The organism is Bacillus sp. (in: firmicutes) (assembly GCF_031983925.1).
Classification (GTDB): Bacteria; Bacillota; Bacilli; order Bacillales; family Bacillaceae_G; genus Bacillus_A; species Bacillus_A pacificus.
The window spans coordinates 409,006-426,840 of the sequence record NZ_DALYZR010000001.1; the positions used below are offsets into that span (position 1 = coordinate 409,006).

21 protein-coding genes are annotated in these 17,835 nt (G+C 33.5%); 13 read left to right on the forward strand and 8 right to left on the reverse strand.

Annotation, left to right across the window (positions count from 1 at the left end; translation table 11 throughout):
• Nucleotides 1-150: 150 nt before the first annotated feature.
• Nucleotides 151-1,539 (forward strand): class II fumarate hydratase, encoded by a 1,389-nt coding sequence (gene fumC, locus RTP99_RS02275; RefSeq protein WP_000456629.1) that lies wholly within the window; start codon nt 151-153, stop codon nt 1,537-1,539.
• Nucleotides 1,540-1,604: 65 nt separating this feature from the next.
• Here fumC and RTP99_RS02280 read toward each other — a convergent pair whose 3' ends face one another.
• Nucleotides 1,605-2,027, reverse strand: coding sequence for a PH domain-containing protein (locus tag RTP99_RS02280; RefSeq protein ID WP_000669081.1), 423 nt, complete (start codon nt 2,025-2,027; stop codon nt 1,605-1,607).
• 163 nt (nt 2,028-2,190) lie between these two features.
• On the opposite strand from RTP99_RS02280, the gene RTP99_RS02285 reads away from it, so the two are divergent.
• Complete coding sequence (locus RTP99_RS02285; RefSeq protein ID WP_033678361.1) at nt 2,191-2,352, forward strand: hypothetical protein; 162 nt, start codon at nt 2,191-2,193, stop codon at nt 2,350-2,352.
• 34 nt (nt 2,353-2,386) lie between these two features.
• On the opposite strand, the gene RTP99_RS02290 is transcribed toward RTP99_RS02285, so the two are convergent.
• Nucleotides 2,387-2,569, reverse strand: a complete 183-nt coding sequence (locus RTP99_RS02290; protein ID WP_001022869.1) for a hypothetical protein — start codon at nt 2,567-2,569, stop codon at nt 2,387-2,389.
• A 224-nt stretch (nt 2,570-2,793) separates the two neighbouring features.
• Between RTP99_RS02290 and RTP99_RS02295 the strand changes: the two genes are divergently transcribed.
• Nucleotides 2,794-3,558: a DUF2087 domain-containing protein gene (locus RTP99_RS02295; RefSeq protein WP_001280298.1), complete on the forward strand. Its 765-nt coding sequence runs from the start codon at nt 2,794-2,796 to the stop codon at nt 3,556-3,558.
• Nucleotides 3,559-3,657: 99 nt separating this feature from the next.
• Complete coding sequence (locus tag RTP99_RS02300; protein WP_000804155.1) at nt 3,658-5,067, forward strand: MATE family efflux transporter; 1,410 nt, start codon at nt 3,658-3,660, stop codon at nt 5,065-5,067.
• Nucleotides 5,068-5,123: 56 nt separating this feature from the next.
• Here RTP99_RS02300 and RTP99_RS02305 read toward each other — a convergent pair whose 3' ends face one another.
• Nucleotides 5,124-5,822 (reverse strand): peptidase E, encoded by a 699-nt coding sequence (locus RTP99_RS02305; RefSeq protein ID WP_000762133.1) that lies wholly within the window; start codon nt 5,820-5,822, stop codon nt 5,124-5,126.
• A 496-nt stretch (nt 5,823-6,318) separates the two neighbouring features.
• Here RTP99_RS02305 and RTP99_RS02310 point away from each other — a divergent pair, with 496 nt between their 5' ends.
• The 5 genes from RTP99_RS02310 to RTP99_RS02330 all read left to right on the forward strand — a co-directional run bounded on the left by RTP99_RS02310 (nt 6,319) and on the right by RTP99_RS02330 (nt 9,350).
• Nucleotides 6,319-6,717, forward strand: a complete 399-nt coding sequence (locus RTP99_RS02310; RefSeq protein WP_011040201.1) for a DUF3942 family protein — start codon at nt 6,319-6,321, stop codon at nt 6,715-6,717.
• A gap of 93 nt (nt 6,718-6,810) precedes the next feature.
• Complete coding sequence (locus RTP99_RS02315) at nt 6,811-7,224, forward strand: BlaI/MecI/CopY family transcriptional regulator (protein WP_000495064.1); 414 nt, start codon at nt 6,811-6,813, stop codon at nt 7,222-7,224.
• A 4-nt stretch (nt 7,225-7,228) separates the two neighbouring features.
• Nucleotides 7,229-8,041 carry a M56 family metallopeptidase gene (locus RTP99_RS02320; protein WP_000871914.1) on the forward strand — a complete coding sequence of 271 codons (813 nt, stop codon included), beginning with the start codon at nt 7,229-7,231 and terminating at the stop codon, nt 8,039-8,041.
• Between the two features lie 55 nt (nt 8,042-8,096).
• On the forward strand, nt 8,097-8,651 hold the full coding sequence (locus RTP99_RS02325) for a TlpA family protein disulfide reductase (RefSeq protein ID WP_000734018.1): 555 nt from the start codon (nt 8,097-8,099) through the stop codon (nt 8,649-8,651).
• Between the two features lie 18 nt (nt 8,652-8,669).
• Entirely contained in the window at nt 8,670-9,350 is a 681-nt protein-coding gene (locus RTP99_RS02330) for a prolipoprotein diacylglyceryl transferase family protein (RefSeq protein ID WP_000454859.1), read from the forward strand.
• A 50-nt stretch (nt 9,351-9,400) separates the two neighbouring features.
• Here RTP99_RS02330 and RTP99_RS02335 read toward each other — a convergent pair whose 3' ends face one another.
• Entirely contained in the window at nt 9,401-9,946 is a 546-nt protein-coding gene (locus RTP99_RS02335) for a helix-turn-helix domain-containing protein (protein WP_000427640.1), read from the reverse strand.
• Nucleotides 9,947-10,096: 150 nt separating this feature from the next.
• On the opposite strand from RTP99_RS02335, the gene dsdA reads away from it, so the two are divergent.
• Both dsdA and RTP99_RS02345 read left to right on the forward strand, forming a co-directional pair.
• The gene (dsdA, locus tag RTP99_RS02340) at nt 10,097-11,428 is read left to right on the forward strand and encodes a D-serine ammonia-lyase (protein WP_000658344.1); all 1,332 of its coding nucleotides are present in this window, start codon (nt 10,097-10,099) and stop codon (nt 11,426-11,428) included.
• Nucleotides 11,429-11,584: 156 nt separating this feature from the next.
• Nucleotides 11,585-12,832: a DUF445 domain-containing protein gene (locus RTP99_RS02345; RefSeq protein ID WP_000058334.1), complete on the forward strand. Its 1,248-nt coding sequence runs from the start codon at nt 11,585-11,587 to the stop codon at nt 12,830-12,832.
• Between the two features lie 30 nt (nt 12,833-12,862).
• On the opposite strand, the gene exsE is transcribed toward RTP99_RS02345, so the two are convergent.
• Genes exsE through RTP99_RS02365 form a run of 4 tightly spaced genes read right to left on the reverse strand, consistent with a single transcriptional unit; the run spans nt 12,863 to nt 15,801 of the window.
• The gene (exsE, locus tag RTP99_RS02350) at nt 12,863-13,819 is read right to left on the reverse strand and encodes an exosporium protein ExsE (protein ID WP_001261396.1); all 957 of its coding nucleotides are present in this window, start codon (nt 13,817-13,819) and stop codon (nt 12,863-12,865) included.
• On the reverse strand, nt 13,816-14,886 hold the full coding sequence (locus tag RTP99_RS02355; protein WP_001039094.1) for a hypothetical protein: 1,071 nt from the start codon (nt 14,884-14,886) through the stop codon (nt 13,816-13,818). Before RTP99_RS02355 ends, exsE begins: the two co-directional genes overlap by 4 nt.
• The gene (locus RTP99_RS02360; protein ID WP_000972369.1) at nt 14,879-15,322 is read right to left on the reverse strand and encodes a hypothetical protein; all 444 of its coding nucleotides are present in this window, start codon (nt 15,320-15,322) and stop codon (nt 14,879-14,881) included. Before RTP99_RS02360 ends, RTP99_RS02355 begins: the two co-directional genes overlap by 8 nt.
• Nucleotides 15,319-15,801, reverse strand: coding sequence for an RNA polymerase sigma factor (locus tag RTP99_RS02365; RefSeq protein WP_001195477.1), 483 nt, complete (start codon nt 15,799-15,801; stop codon nt 15,319-15,321). Before RTP99_RS02365 ends, RTP99_RS02360 begins: the two co-directional genes overlap by 4 nt.
• A gap of 283 nt (nt 15,802-16,084) precedes the next feature.
• On the opposite strand from RTP99_RS02365, the gene RTP99_RS02370 reads away from it, so the two are divergent.
• Nucleotides 16,085-16,723, forward strand: coding sequence for a response regulator transcription factor (locus tag RTP99_RS02370; RefSeq protein WP_000694106.1), 639 nt, complete (start codon nt 16,085-16,087; stop codon nt 16,721-16,723).
• A 4-nt stretch (nt 16,724-16,727) separates the two neighbouring features.
• Nucleotides 16,728-17,828 (forward strand): sensor histidine kinase, encoded by a 1,101-nt coding sequence (locus RTP99_RS02375; RefSeq protein WP_000397639.1) that lies wholly within the window; start codon nt 16,728-16,730, stop codon nt 17,826-17,828.
• Nucleotides 17,829-17,835 lie beyond the last annotated feature (7 nt).

A 17,835-nucleotide genomic window follows, 5' to 3' on the forward strand; every position in this document is an offset into this window, starting at 1 on the left:
AGGATACAGCCTAAACTTAAGTTTAGGCCAAGAGGAATTTTTAAAAATAAGTATAGAATATCTACATATATGAGTGAGAATTCTTATCATTTAAAAGAAAGTCTGTTATTATAAGAGATGTAGGTATTTTATTTTCAAGGGGATGAAAAAATGGAGTACAGAATTGAAAGAGACACATTAGGAGAAATTAAAGTTCCAGCTGATAAATTATGGGCAGCACAAACACAACGTAGTAAAGAAAACTTTCCGATTGGCACAGAGCAAATGCCGCTTGAAATTGTAAAAGCATTTGCCATTTTAAAGAAGAGTGCAGCACTTACTAATAAAAAATTAGGAAAGTTATCAGAAGAAAAAGCAGAAGCAATTGTGACAGCAGCTGACGAAGTGATTGCAGGGAAATGGAATGAACATTTTCCACTTGTCGTATGGCAAACAGGTAGTGGTACTCAGTCAAATATGAATGTGAATGAAGTAATTGCAAACCGAGGGAATCAAATTTTGAAAGAGAAGGGATTTGACGTACATATTCATCCGAATGATGATGTGAACATGTCTCAAAGTTCAAATGATACTTTCCCAACTGCGCTTCATGTAGCATGTGTACTCGCAGTAGAAAATCACGTGTTACCAGCAATTACGAAATTAAAAGAAACGTTAGCAGAAAAAGTAAAAGCATTTGAAAATATTATAAAAATTGGTCGTACACATTTACAAGATGCGACACCGTTAACATTAGGACAAGAAATTAGTGGATGGCACCGTATGCTTGAAAAAACAGAGCGTATGATTGCAGAGAGCAATACATATATGAAAGAGCTTGCGATTGGTGGTACTGCAGTTGGAACAGGTATAAACGCCCATCCTAAATTTGGTGAGATGGTATCTGAGGAAATTAGCCAATTTACAGGTAAGCAATTTATTTCTGCACCAAATAAATTCCATGCATTAACGAGTCATGATGAAGTTGTATATACACATGGGGCATTAAAAGCATTAGCAGCGGATTTAATGAAGATCGCTAACGATGTGCGCTGGCTGGCAAGTGGTCCACGTAGTGGGCTAGGAGAAATTATTATTCCAGCAAATGAGCCAGGAAGCTCTATTATGCCAGGAAAAGTAAATCCAACGCAAAGTGAAGCGTTAACGATGGTTGTAGCACAAGTGATGGGAAATGACGCAACAATTGGATTTGCAGCGAGCCAAGGCAATTTTGAGTTAAATGTATTTAAACCTGTTATTGCATATAACTTCTTACAATCTGCTCACTTATTAGCAGATGCAATTGTTTCATTTAATGATAATTGTGCAGTTGGTATTGAAGCAGATGAAGAAGTCATTAAAGAGAATGTGAATCGTTCATTAATGCTTGTTACAGCATTAAACCCGCATATCGGATATGAAAATGCAGCGAAAATTGCGAAGCATGCTCATAAAGAAGGGCTAACTTTAAAAGAAGCAGCGTTGCAATCTGGACTACTAACAGAAGTACAATTTGATGAAATTGTCGATCCGAAAAAAATGATTGCTCCGAAAGAGTAATAAAAACACCAAGATTCTTCGTTTAGGATCTTGGTGTTTTTTATTACTGTAAGTGCCAAAATATATTATTTGTTAGCACACGTATTCAATATTTTCATATGTGGGCAGTTTTCTTTTAAAAGTGCAATGAATTTTTCTTCTTCTTGTGGTACGAAAGTTGTCACAGAGTCGAATAAATTATAATGGATTTCTAATTGCTGTCTAGTCCATTTCTTTGAATGAAGTTTTTTACCAGAGTATTTAATGTGGCGAATATCTTCAAAGGGAATTTCAGTACGTAGTATGAAACCATGTTTTACGAAAAGAGATGATTCCGTTACGTTGTAGTGAGAGAAATAGAATGAAGAAAGATTCACGATATTTAGCAGCATCATGAGGGTGAAAAAAATAGAATTTTCATTTTGGAAGAATAGCGAAATGAAAAAAATCATGATAAATAATGTAATAAAAATGACGTGAAATGGATTTTTTTTCGCTTTAAATTTCAAGTTAGTCACCTCGATATACGTGTACTTTAACTAAATTAAATCATAACATCGTAATAAAACGTGCGAATATGCATAATTGCATATTCGCACGTTTTATTATTTATGTAAAATTTCTTGATGGGATAAATTCAAAAGAAGTTTTGTAATAGTGGAGTGGCATGAAGTGACTTACAAGAATAGAAAGATAGCGTTAGTCATAATTAGTTGTATGACGGTTATGGGTAGTTGTGCAAAGAAATTTGTTGAGGATGGAAATCGAAAACATATATTTGTAGAGGTAAGTAAGGTTTTAGTAGAGACTGTAAATAGAATATATAAAAAGTAAAAGGTGTTTTCTTATACGGAAACACCTTTTTTAGTTAAAATTGAGTGCTGAAGTTTTGGAATGTATGAATACCAGTCCCGTGTTTGATCAGCTCTTTATCATTTAAATATTGAATAGCATATTTTACCTCTTTCAATATAACAGGTGAAAGGCCGAGGGTATGATGTGAACCAAAAATTTGTTTAACAGTAAACCAAGGGTCGTCCAGAATATTCATGTTTTGTTTCACATCCTATCGTAATTCATATATTAAATACATTCGCTTTTCGTTGCTTTATGTCCTTTTTAAAGAATATCCAATAGACGTTTTTATAAAAGTTTATAAAATAGGTAAACGAAATATTGAAAAGTTTGTTTTGGTTATGTTAAGATGATGAAGTGATAATAAACGTTATTAAGATTTGTCTATTTTAAAACAAACATTTTAAAGGAGTGTTTAGTATGAGTGATATTTCAGAGAAGTTTTGGGACGCTTCAGTTGAGGAGTTGAAGAAAGGGTATGTATTTGAAGCGGAAGCAGAGGAATATATTTGTTTAGCGTGTGGAGAAGCGTTTATTAAGGGTGTTATTTATCAAGATAATCAAGTTTTGTATGAAGCAGAGAAGTTTGTACAATTGCATGTGCAAAACGAACATACGTCGATGTTTGATTATTTATTAAATCTAGATAAGAAGTATACAGGTTTAACTGATTTGCAAAAGAAGATGGTTCAGTTTTTCCATATGGGGCTGAATGATAAAGAGATTGTGAAAGAGATGGATGGGGGAAGTACTTCAACCATCCGCAATCATCGGTTTACACTTCGAGAGAAAATGAAGCAAGCGAAAGTGTTTTTAGCGTTAATGGAACTGTCAGAAGAAAAATCAAAAGTACAAACGAAATTTGTACCCATTCATAGAACAGCAACGATGGTAGATGATCGTTACAATATTACAGAAGAAGAAAATGATGAAGTGTTAAAAACGCATTTTACAGAGGGATTAGATGGACCGCTTTCTAAATTTCCAAAAAAGCAAAAGCGTAAATTAATTATATTACGTCATTTAGTGACGAAGTTTGATAGTAATAAAAAGTACACTGAAAAAGAAGTAAATGCTATTATAGAAAGCGTATATCCGGATTTTGTAACTTTGAGAAGATATTTAATCGAATACGGGTTTTTAGATAGAACAACTGATGGAAGCCAATATTGGGTGAAGTTATAATAACATAGGAAAGAATATGAATAGAAGCACACCATTACAACAAATATACAAAAAGATGGAAGTTGAAAAACAGATTTTTAATAAAAGGAGAAATGAAATTTGAAACCACCTACAGATAACAATAAAGAAGGTGCGGAGTCACATAAGTTAGAAAGTGAGAGTAAACCGATTTGGAAATCGATGTCCATGTTTTTAGTACCTTTACTATTAAGTAATGTACTACAATCAGTTGGACAATTATTCGGTATGGTAGTAGTAGGAAGATGGCTTGGAGTGAATGATTTAGCGGCCATATCGGCATTCTTCCCATTATTTTTCTTACTTGTTTCATTCGTAATTGGTATTGGTTCAGGGAGTTCCATTTTAATTGGTCAGGCGTTTGGGGCAAAAAACGAAGATCGTTTAAAAGCGATTGTTGGTACGACGCTAACATTTACCTTTATTATTGGAGTTGTGTTAGCGATAGTAGGTAGTATTTTTGCAATGGATATTATGCGCCTTATGGGGACGCCAGAAAATATTATTGAAATAAGTGTACATTATGCACGTATTTTATTTATATCGATGCCAATCTTATTTTTATATTTCGCATACACAACGTTTATGAGAGGTACAGGAGATTCTAAAACGCCATTTTACTTTTTAATTGTAAGTACAGCGCTAAATATGATCTTATTACCAATCCTTATTTTTGGATGGTTAGGTGCTCCAAAATTAGATGTGTATGGAGCAGCCTATGCTTCTGTTATATCTACAGTTATTACGTTTATTGTCATGTTAGTGTATTTAAAGAAGAAAAATCACCCGCTACAATTAGATAGTACGGTAAGGAAATATCTTCGAATGGATTGGGGTTTATTAAAGTTATTACTACGACTCGGTATTCCAGCAAGTATTAATATGATATTAGTTTCATTATCAGAAATTGCGGTAATCGCGTTTGTAAATCGTTACGGTTCGGATGCAACAGCAGCTTATGGCGTTGTGAACCAAGTTGCAAGTTATGTACAAATGCCAGCCGTTAGTCTTGGTATTACAGTCTCCATTTTTGCTGCACAATCAATTGGTGCGAATCAATTTGATCGATTGCAGAAAGTTGTGAAGGCCGGAATTATTATGAACTACGTCATCGGTGGTGTGCTAATATCACTCATTTACTTGTTCTCAAGAGACATTCTAGCACTATTTTTAACGAGTCAAACTACAATTGAAATTGCTCATAGCCTAGTTATGATCACATTATGGAGTTATTTAATTTTCGGTCATGCGCAAATTATTAGTGCGACAATGCGAGCAAGCGGTACAGTATTATGGCCAACTGTTATTGGCGTCGTATCAATTTGGCTTGTTGAAGTACCTGTAGCGTATTACCTTTCTTACCATACAAGTCTTGGCATAGAAGGGATATGGATTGGATACCCAGCAGCATTTATTGTTAGCTTAATACTACAATATGCATATTATAAGCTTTCATGGCAGAAGAAACGAATTACACGATTAGTGAGTTAAACACTAAAAATGTCCCTAAGTTATTATACTTAGGGACATTTTTTATAAGTGCAGATTTACAAATAGCTTTTTAAAGTAATATCAAAATGTTGTCTAATGAGTTTATTATCACTCATATAAAATTCCCACGCTTTTTCTGGTTCACCGATAATTTCAAAAGATTCTTCTGTAATATATAAGGCGCAATTATCTTCTAGTGCAATGCCTTCTATATTACCTTGATGATTTTGTAAAAAGGAATGGAAGGCGTTCATTCTATTTAATTGATTATAATGTGGACAAAACCTTTTGTTCACAATGCCCCAGCCGTTACTCTCTATATAACCAGAACCTTCATAATCTGAGCGGATACTAGATGTGAACCAACACATAGCACCAGCGCTACACCCTGCAATGAGCGTTCCTTGCTGCAGAGCCAATAGTAATTTTTCATCTAGCTTATGTTCTTTCCATTCTGTAATCATTTGAATATAGTTCCCGCCACCGAGATAAATTAAATCAGCAGACTGAATCATTTCGTCTATTTCATATTTAGAAGGTGTATCGGCTATAATACGTAAAATTTGTACGTCACAGTGTAATTGTTTTTCGAATGTGTCTAAAAATAATTTTATATAGCTTTCATCATCATGACTAGCTGTAGGAATGAATAATACTTTCGGATACTGTTTATTTGTTAATTCTATAAGTCGCTCATTAATAGGCGAGTGATTTGAATCTTGTAAATCACCGCCACCAATGACAGCTAATTTCATAGTAAAGCACCACCTAATCATTTTCGTTATATAAAAATTCGATAGAAGAGAGTTACATTCCTTCTCTTACGTAATGAATAAGTAGAAAATGGGGTTTAAATATATTGGAATAATAAAGGTGATAGTGGCTATATAGGAAAATGAATTAGAAACAGTTTATCCCGCAATAACGGGCAGTAAGACCCGCATCTCAAAATTCAGCGGAAGCAAAGAAGTTAGGCGGGGGATGAACAAAACCCCTACTGATTAAAGTTTCACCTTATTGTTATATAATGCTTCTTACTATTGTTTCAAAATATGGAAACAATATGTTTAAATAGATATAACGAAGCATGAATTCATATTGAATGAGTGCCTATCCTTTAAAAAAGAACTGAAAATAATAGAGATTTTACAAATGAGTTTTTACTTTTAATAGGAAGTTGTATTACAATATGGTAAAATTATTTCAATATATTTATTTAATATAAAAATACAAAGAGGGAGCGTGAAAAAAGTGGATTTTCGATTTGAATTTACAACGAAGGTGAAAGAATACTTGGATGATGAGAAGGATGAAAAAATAATAAAAGATGGACATAGAGATATCATTTTTCAATATTTATATCCACTAGAGAGTGAAATTGGTATTTATAAAAATCCTAACTTTACTTTTTTTGCATCAGGAAGACGCTCGCATATCGTATTAGAAAACATTGAATTTAAAACAGAGGTAAATGTAAAAAGTAACATCATTGAAATTACAAAAATAGTGGATAATGTCGTTATCCCGTTAGATACTATCGTAGCGAAAGATCGGGAATTGTTTGCACTTGGGCGTAATGAGAATTTTAGTGTACAAATATTAGAGCAGTATCTGTTTGAAACATTTGGAGAAAAGTTAGGTTTACAGTAAATGGGATTTGGGAGTGGATTTTAGTGTATAGCATTCATAATTGACCTTTTATTTCATTTATACTACAATTCGTAGTGTGAAAGGAGCTATACGATGTTTACTCAAAACTATAAGCTAAATGAACAAGGGTTAAACCATTTCTTTGGACCGCTTGAAGCAAAGATTATGGAGATTGTTTGGTCTAGTGAGGGTATTACGATTAAAGAAGTACAGCAGAAATTAAGCGAAGAATCACCTGTGAATTTTAATACTGTTATGACAGTTATGAACAGGTTAGTAGAGAAATTACACTTAGAAAAACAGACTGTAAAAAGAAGTGGCATATATCGTGCTGTACAAACAAAAGATGAATTCTTATCCAATCAAACGAAGAAAATGACACAGGAATTGATGGGGGAATTTGGTGATTTAGTTGTAAATCATATGCTAGATGAATTAGAGCAAGTTGATCCGACTTTAATAAAAAAGTTAGAAGATAAATTGAGTCAGTTAAAAAAAGAGGATTAATGAAATGAAATGGCAAATGCGTAAAATCTTATTGTTAGCAGTCATTGTTAGTTCCCTCTTTTTTAGTATGTTAGTGTATTACGTTACATATCCATTTCTGTTTCAAAATAAGGCGTTCTTTCTTTCGAATTTTTGCTTGTTTCAGTTAGAAAAACATATGAAAGAATTATCATTCATTCGTATTATAATCGCTGGATTTCTACTACTTACTGTGTTTATTGTGTGCAAAAGAATGTGGCGACAATTTTTTGATACTAAAAGATTACAAAAAGTACTTATTCCCTTCGTTCGAAAAGGAAAACAAATATATATATTGCCGACTGCGGAAGTTGCGGCATTTACAATTGGGTTATTTCGTCCGAAAGTTGTCATGTCAGAAGGGATGCTTCAAACTTTTTCAGATGAAGAAATGGATGCGATTATTTTTCATGAAGAATATCATCAAAACAATCGAGACCCATTAAAATTATTTTGTTTTACGTTATTAGCAGAAGGAATGATATACATCCCGATATTAAAAGGGCTATTGCAGCGCTATCATGTGTATCAAGAGCTAGCTGCAGATAAGTATGCAATGCGGAAAATGAAATCTAAATTCGAGTTAGGAAGCGCATTATTAAAAATAATTAAAATAAAGACAATGGAAAATCGATGTGTTACAGCTTCATTTGCAAAAACAGCGATAAATTTACGAATTGAGCAAGTGTTACATGAAAAAGTTGTTAAGCTCAATACGCCGTTACATACGAATTCGGTATATGTAACAGTAGGTTTATTTTGTATGTCGGTTGTACTGATTGTCGGAGAGTGCATATAGCCTCTTTTTTTAAGTATTAACACTACTTGATGTAGTGTGTTTAGGAGGAAGAAAAGTGAAGAAACTAATTGTGATTATACTAGCTGGGGCACTAATTTGGGCCGGAGTTAATTTTTATAATTCAAAGAAAGAAGAAAAAGAAAGAAAAGCAAAACAAGCGGAGTTACAAAAAACAGAAGTATTACCACAAGTAGGATTTAAGGCACCAGACATAACATTAAAAGGACTAGACGGGAAGTTGTATTCGTTACATGATGCAAAGGGAAAACCGTATCTTATTAATTTTTGGGCATCATGGTGTGGTCCATGTGAAATGGAGGCACCTGACTTAGTTCGTATGTATGATAAATATAAAAAGGATGTTGAAATCTTTGCGGTAAATGCAACAATCGGAGATCCAGTGCAAGAAGCGAGCGCTTTTGCGGATCGTCACGGATTTAAGTTTCCTGTTTTACTAGATATGGACGGAGTAGCTGGATTAGACTATAAAGTATTTTCTTTACCAACGACGTTTTTTGTTAATAAAGATGGCATTATCGTAGAGCAAGTACGAGGCGTATTACCTCCAGATCAATTAGAAGAGAAATTTAAGAAATTAATTGAGAGTTAAAGAGGGGATTTTGTATTAATGGAGTGGATCGTGAGGTTACAACCTGTATCTCTTATAATTGGAAGTCTATTTGGATTTATGTTGATGAAACGAAAGATGAAGAAACAAAGTGTACCATATGAAAAAATGATGGATGCAGTAACAAATGCTTTTCTTATCATCGTATTTTTATGGAAATTTGCACCGGCAATTTTAAATCCAGTATGGGCTATTAGGTCGCCACTGCAAGCATTATTAGCTATAGGAAGTATGAAACATATTATAGTAGGATGCATAATTGCAAGTGTATACATTGTTTGGAAAAGTAAAAAGGAGCAATTTTCACTTCGCATTTTACTTGATACATTGCCTATTGGACTATGTATGAGTATTGTTTTCTATTTTCTATTCCACCACAAAATAGGAGTACAAACGACACTGCCTTGGGGTGTGAAAGTATATGAATCTAAATTTTTATATCACCCCGTTTTTGTATACGAGATTATCCTTGCCCTGTGTCTATTGGGCTTATTATGGATGAAAAATGAAAGGCTCGGAAATGGAAAGAACATAAGTGTTTTTCTAATAGTTGAGGGTGTTGCTCATATTATTCTTTCGCTTATTAGTGAACAGAATTCGATTTTATTTGGTTTATCGATGCAGCAAATACTCAGTTTTTGTGTTCTGAGTTTAGGGATTTTGTTCGTGCCGAAAAAATAAAAATAGCCATGTACGGAGGAATCCGCACGTGGCTATTTTTATTACATCTATTAAAAAATCGGTGGAGTAACAGAAAATAAAACAATCGCATTTTTCTCAAATTGATTTACCCATTTATGTTTTAAATAAGCGGGTATTTTTACACTATCACCCGTTTCTAATATGTATTCTTCTTCATTTAAATGTAATGTGATTTTCCCTTCTAATACAAATGCTAATTCTTCACCCTTATGTTCTAGTACATTTTCTGATGAAGCTGTATTCGGCGGGACAGTCATAATCGCTGTTGCTAAATTTCCTGTGAAATCAGGTGATAGCATTTCATATGATAAATTATCGATAATCATTTTTTTACGTTTATGAGAGCGTACAATTAAATCGTCTGTATTTGTATCTTCAAGTAAAAAGCTAAATGTTGGAACATCAAGCGCTTTAGCGAGAACTTTTAATGTTTGGATAGAAGGGTTAGCAGATCCGCGTTCAATTTGACTTAACATAGATGGTGTAATATCGGCCATCTTTGCTAGTTCTTTACTCGTTAAACCTTTTTCCTTTCTTTGTTTTTCAATTTTTTTACCAATATCTATATTTTCCATAATGAAAATCTCCTTGCTAATTATTAAATTATATTTAAATAAATTAAATTAAAATTAACTAAAGTGAATAATTTATGTTAAACTATATTAAAATTAATTTAATTATAATTTATTAAATTGTAAGCTACAAGGTGATAAGGAGGAAGAGGAATGAAGGAAATAGAGAAATTAAAAGAGGAATATCCACTCTTAAATAAATTAATCGCAACAGAAGAAGTGTTTTGGGTGAATCCGAACATGGAAAAGTATGAAACGGCAATAAAAGATTCGCCACTGAATGAAGAGAATGTAAAAGATGCGGAAGAGAGGTTAAAGCGTTTTGCACCATATATTGCGAAAGTTTTTCCTGAAACGAAAGAGACTAACGGCATAATTGAATCACCTTTAGTGAAAATCCCTTCAATGAAACAAGCTTTAGAGAAAAATTATGAGCAACCTATTTTAGGAGAATTATTATTAAAATGTGATAGTCATCTTCCGATATCAGGGTCAATTAAAGCTAGGGGCGGCATTTATGAAGTGTTGAAGCATGCTGAGCAATTAGCGTTGCAGTATGGTATGTTAACAGAAGAAGATGATTATTCCATTTTAGATAGTGATACATGTAGAGAGTTTTTTGCCACGTATTCTATCGCAGTCGGTTCAACAGGAAATTTAGGGCTAAGCATTGGGATTATGAGTGCGAAACTAGGTTTTAACGTAACGGTTCATATGTCAGCAGATGCGAAACAATGGAAAAAAGATTTATTAAGAAGTAAAGGTGTAAATGTTATTGAATATGAAGCTGATTACAGTAAAGCTGTAGAAGAAGGAAGAAGGCAAGCAGATGCAGATCCTAGCTGTTATTTTGTAGATGATGAAAACTCACATGATTTATTTTTAGGATACGCAGTAGCAGCCTCGCGTTTACAAAAACAATTAGAAGAGTTAGAGATTGTAGTGGATGAAGAACATCCTTTATTCGTTTATCTACCATGCGGAGTAGGGGGCGGACCTGGCGGAGTCGCATTTGGTTTAAAGTTATTGTATAAAGACAACGTACACTGTTTCTTTGCCGAGCCTACGCATTCTCCATGCATGTTACTCGGTTTAATGACAGGACTTCATGATAAAATTGCCGTTCAAGATATCGGGATTGATAATGTAACAGACGCGGACGGACTAGCGGTAGGAAGACCGTCTGGATTTGTCGGTAAAACGATAGAACCATTTTTGAGTGGAAATTACACAGTAAGTGATGAAGAGTTATATAGATTATTAAAAGAACTAGCTGATACGGAAAAGATTTATTTAGAGCCTTCTGCATTAGCCGGTATGATAGGACCAGTGAAAGTATGTGCAGAAGATGAGTATTTACAAAAACAACAGTTAACAGAGAAGATGAAGAAAGGTACTCATATTGTGTGGGGAACTGGCGGTAGTATGGTTCCAGAAGATGTGATGAATGGGTATTATAAGAAAGGTTTAGAATTAATACTGTAAGGAAAATGAGGCTAGTTATAGTCTCATTTTTTCATGTACATAAAAATCTTTGTTATTTTCACATATGTTCTTTATAGTATAGATATAAAGGATTACTAAGATCGAATAAATATAACAAAAAAGCTTTATTTTACATAATAAGAGGATGTGTATACGATGTCATTACAGACTAAATATATAGCGGGTATTTCGCTTGGGGTTATGGGGGTAGGTTTTGCGGCTTCTATTCCTTTTCAAGGGACGGTAGCTGGTGAGATTATTCAAGGTGGATTTGAAGCTGGGTTAGTTGGTGGACTTGCGGATTGGTTCGCAGTTACAGCTTTATTCCGTCATCCGATGGGAATTCCAATTCCGCATACAGCTTTGTTACCTAAAAACCGTAAACGAGTAACGAAAGGGCTCATCAATACGTTAGAAAATGAGTGGCTAACGAAAGAAAGTATTACGAATAAAGTAAAAGAAATGCAACTAGCACAAATGGTGCTGCAAATTGCAGAGAGAGAAATGCAGTCTAATGCTGTGAAAAAAGGGATTGTAACGATTGCTGAGAAGGCGATTGTTTCAATAGATACGGAAAAATTAGCGGTTATTATTGAAAAAGAATTAAAAACATATTTGCATACAATGAATACAAGTAACATCTTACAAGTGCTTGTTGATCAATTAGTTGTGCAAGAATATGATGAGAAGACACTGGATTATATTTTAGTAAAAGTAAAAGATTGGACAGCGCAAGATGAAGCACGCTACCAGCTCGGAAGTTTAGGGATGAAGGCGATGGAAAATATAAAAGTAGATGGATTTTTACAGTTTACATTGAAGTCGTTTATGAATATTGTAGATGAAGATAAAATTGGCGGCATTTTGCAGAAATTCATTATTAGCAATATTAACAGCTTACAAGATGCGGATAATAGCACGAGACAGCTTATATTAGCAAAAATTCGTCAAGAAATTATAAATGTAAAAGAAAATGAAGCGTTACTACAAGAATTAGAAAATTGGAAAGAAAAATGGATTTCAAATTGGAATGCTACTGACAAAATTAAAGAGATGTTGGAACAAGCGCAGCAAAAAGCAGTTGCCTTTGTAAACAATGAAGAATTTGCGGATAAGTATGTTATTCCATTTTTGCAAAAACAAATGAATAAAATAAAAGATGACGAAGTGACTGTTCAAAAAATAGAAGATTGGTTACAAAAACAAGTTGTGAAGCTTGTTGAGAATAACCATTCGAAAATCGGAAAGCTTGTGCAAGAAAATCTTGATAAGTTAGATGATAAAACGTTAATTGAAATGATTGAAAATAACGTCGGTAAAGATTTACAATGGATCCGAGTAAACGGAGCTGTTTGCGGATTTATGATTGGCTTAGTGTTAGAGGGAATTAAAGCGATTATATGAGAAAAACCTTCCACAATTGTGGAAGGTTTCTTATTTTTCAATAACACTCATATTTAAATTGTAAGCTTTCTCAATGCTTAATTTGTACGTTCCATTTCCAGTTTTAATCGAATTTTTATACCAATGTTCTTGTTCGTTTAATTCTGGATTTTCTTCTGAAGTATTCTCTTCTTTTTTCGTTAAATCTTCAACTTGTTCCCAAGGTGTGTTTCCGTGGGATTCTTTTTTGTTTGTTATGGCGATTAAAGATACATCGCTTTCTTTCGTTAAATGAACAGATACATTTGAACTTTCCTGTACAAACCAATTATTTTGTAATTGACCTGGATAAAGGGATAGTTCGTTATTTGAAGCACGAACTTCTACATTTTTATTTTGTGGAAGAACGAGTGTCGGTTTGACCTGTGGTGCGGAATTCCATAACGTATGTTGAACTGGTAATGATTTTAAAGTGATATACATCGTTTCCCCGGCTGTTTGAACGGAAAGAAAATCTTCTTGTTTTAAATTAAGTTTTTCATTAGCTTTCGTCGTCATTTCATATGTTCCAAGAAGATGAATTTGATTTGTATCATTTCCCTCTATTGTTAGAGGGTACTGTCCTGCATCCACTACAATTTTTTTGATAGATTCAGGTATATTAAGTTGTTCACTTGGAATATTACTCGTTTGGCGAGTGGTATGAATAGAATGACGAACCTCATCTAGTAATCCAGTTGATAATAAACAGTAAAAAGCAATTCCGACGCTTCCTAAAACACCGATAAAGAAAATACTAAAAATATCATATTTAATAAATGATTGTTCCTTCTTAGAAAATAGAAGGTAAAGTAAAATTTCCACGCCAAGTATAATAAGTAAAACAGGCCACCACGCTGTTAAGGAATCTAATACCTCAGTACCTTTTATAACTGAAAATAGTAAGAAGCAACCTAATGCAATAATAGAAAGCCCCATTGAAAATGTTCCAACGCGCCATGTTCTCATTCTTTCGTACCACCTTTATTTTCTTTATTTCCAAGTAACAATTTAAAGCCGCCACCAATTAAGAGGAGTGCAACGATAGATGTTTGGAAATAGCGATAATACAGCTCGCTAAGATGAATGTTAAATATAGTTGCGAAGTAATCATTCAAAATAGGAAGGACTGTTTGATCTAATAAATAATAACCCCCGAGTGTAATTAACCCGATACCGATCCATCTTTGATGATTGATAAAATAATCAATGATAGGTTCGTCATGTACACGTTCTTTTCCATACTTTGCAGTTTGCTGTAAAGCGTCAAAGAAGCTATAGAACCAAATGATTGGTACTAAAAATAAAAACGCTGAAAGTCTTAATAAGTCAAGTAAATAGATGGAAAGTAAAAAGGCTGCCATAAGCTGGAGGCCTCGTCGCTGTAAGCCTAAATACATATGTCCCGCTCCAGGAAACATCGCTAAAATAGAAGCGAATGTTTTACTTTTCTTTCCTTGTTCACGGTGCTCTTCAAAATCTTCAAAAATAGTGCGGTCAACTAATTGCTCACCACGTTCTTTTTTCTGGAGTTGCTGAACAACATCGAAGAAATTATAAATCCATAAAACAGGTAACGTCACGAGAAAGATAAGGAAACTTTCTTGAGATGTTAAAAGGGCAACGAAAATGATCATACTTCCGATTCCTGTACAAGCTACTAAAAATGTAAGTCCACGTTGCATAAGCCCTAATTGAAAATGACCAAGTCCAGGGATGATGGAAAGAAGAATGATATAAAATCGTTCGCTCTCTTTAGAGGACTCTGTTAATTCTCCGGTTGCTTGTTTTTTCGATTGGTTAATAATCGTGATAACTAAATCTAGTAAGTTGACCACCCATAACACGGCTAGTAAAAATAGAGAAAGAAAAGCAATATCACGCGCTCCCAATGCTATTGTACAAAATGCTGCAAAGATAAATAGAAATACAGCCCCTCCGCTATATAAAATAAACCGTCCAAATTTCTTTAAATATAAATGTCCAAGCCCAGGAATTAGCCCTAATACAAGTGCTAAAAAGGGGTTTTTATTCATGCTTTGAACCTCCGTCCTTTTTTGATGTGTCTACCGATTTGTTTACAATTTGTTGTGAGATAGAAGACTCGTTATGTTTTGAAGATTTCTCGAAATTTGATGTCGCTGTGAAAATATATTGGAATAAACCACTTACCATAAAAATAATTGTAGCTGCGGTTGCAATTATGTAGTGAATAATCGTTCGCTTTAATGAGTTTGTTTTTATATTTTCATTAGGTTGTAGCGTTTTAAAATTAATTTGCGTCATAACTTCGTTCGTAAATGAATCATCATTTATCATTGGAAGGTTTTCCTGTTGTTCATCAATACTTTCCATATAAAGCGCTAAACAATGATCACATTCATAAAGATGTTCTTCCATAGATTCACGTTCATTGCTTTCTATAACATTTAATGTATAATTGCGCCAATCTTCTTTTGAATAATGCATCATAGAAACTCTTCCTCCTTCCAATGTTTTTTAATCCATTTTCTTGCCCGATACAGTTTCATTTCGACTGTTTTCACTTCGATATTTTCCTGCAAAGCAATTTCGTGATAACTTTTTTCTTCTAAGTAATGTGCGAGAACGACATCACGGTAATTATGGGGAAGTTCTCTCAGTTTTTGAGCAATGAGTAATTTTTGTTCTTTCGTCAATAATAAATCCTCAATATTTTGAGAGGATTTTATATTTTCCTCAGTTTCTTTACATAAGGAGAGTTCTTCGTTTTCTCTAGCTTTTTTTCTCTTATAATCAATAGCGTGATTGGTGGCAATACGCGCCATCCACGTTTTTAATCCGCGAAATTGATAATTTGGGAGAGAGGCGTGAATTTTTACGAATACTTCTTGTGTAACATCTTTCGCATCTTCTTCATGTCTTAAAATAGAAAAGATAACTTGGAAAATATAGTGACGATATGTTTGCACAAGGATACGAAAAGCATGTTCGCTTCCTTGCTGTGCTTTTTCAATTAATTGTTTTTCCTCAATGGGTCTCTCCCTCCTTTTTGACGCATTCTATTATATAGACGTAAAGAATGATAAGTCACCCTACACATTTTGTAAAAAAAGAATAATATATTTTTTGCAGGTGAGCTAGATGAAAAAAGGTGTGAAAAAATGGTAAAGAGAAGTATATAATGAGCAAGTAGGAAATGTTACAGGGAGAAAGGATGTGAGTGTTAGTAGGGGAATGTCCATACTAACAAACATGAAAATTAAAATATTAATAGCAGATGATAATTCTTTTATTAGAGAAGGCATGAAAATTATTTTAAATACATATGAAGAGTTCGAAGTAGTAGATACAGTAAATGATGGGAAAGAAGCAGTGGAATATTGCAAAAAGAACGACGTTGATATCGCCCTTTTAGATGTTCGCATGCCAAATATGAACGGGGTAGAGGCGACGAAATTCATTTGCGAAGAGACGAAAACGAAACCGCTAATTTTAACGACGTTCGATGATGATGAATATATTTTGGACGCAGTGAAGAACGGGGCAAAAGGTTATTTATTAAAAAATAATGATCCAGAGCGTATTCGTGATGCGATAAAAGGAGTATATAACGGTCAAACAGTTATGCAAGATGTAGTTCTCGATAAAATTAAGTCTAATTTAATGGAAAGTAAAGAGGAAGAATGTAAAATAGATAAAAGTCTTTTTACTGAAAGAGAGCTGAGTATTATCGCATTAATTGCAAAAGGCTTTTCGAATAAAGAAATCTCGAAGCAACTTTTCATATCAGAAGGAACAATTGCAAATTATATTACGTCAGTTTTAGGGAAAACTGGACTGGAACATCGTACACAAATTGCGATTTATTATTTAACAGGGAAAGTAGATTAAAGATATGGAATTTTGGTTAATTGTAAGTAAATTAATTGTATTTATATATATTGTGTTTAGTTACATTTATTTAAATGTTGCAAACTTACCATGGATTATACTGACTTTGCTTTTATATCTTTCTGTAAACGTGCTAATTTCTATATGTAAAAAAAATACGAACAAAAACATATTAACTTCTGTATCGATTGGCTTAGTTATGTTATTTACATGGAAGATTCATCCGTTCTTTATTTTGTTTTTACCATTGAACTTATATGAAATTATATTCCGTTATATAGAGAAGAAATGGCAACTCTTTCTCATTATGATGATTCCTATTATCTTTACAAATGAAAGTATTAGAATGACATATGGATTAATTGTTGCATTTTCCTTTCTCGTATTAACGATGGCAGAACGGTATATATCACGCGTATTAAAGCTTGAATCACAAAATGATCAGATGCGAAAAGATATGCAACGGCTGACGAAAAGCTTAAATGAAAATAAAGAGTATATAAGGCAATCAGAGTACACATTTAAGTTAGAAGAGAGAAATCGACTTTCTCAAGAAATTCATGATAAAATTGGCCATTCGATGACAGGTGCACTTATTCAAATGGAAGCAGCAAAGAGATTAATGGCGATAGATAAAGAAAAATCTGCTGAGTTATTACAAAATGCAATTCATATTTCGAAAGATGGAATTGAAAGCATTCGGATTACATTAAAAAATATGAAGCCACCAACTGAGCAAATTGGTATTCATCGTATGAAATTATTCATAGAGGAATTTGCCGGTAAGCATGATGTGAATATTCCTTTCGTTTATAAAGGGAACTTAGATATGATTTCTCCTATACAGTGGAAGATTATCGGTGAAAATGTCACGGAAGCATTAACAAATGCGATGAAATATGCTGATGCGACAGTCATTTCAATCGATATTCATGTACTTAACAAGATGGTAAAGGTACAAGTGAAGGATAATGGAAAAGGTGCAATGCTTGTTAAAAAAGGTCTCGGTATTATGGGGATGGAGGAACGAACGGCATCTGTAAATGGTAAAATTATTGTAGATGGAACAAGTGGTTTTTCAGTAACAATGTTGCTGCCGATATGAGAATGAA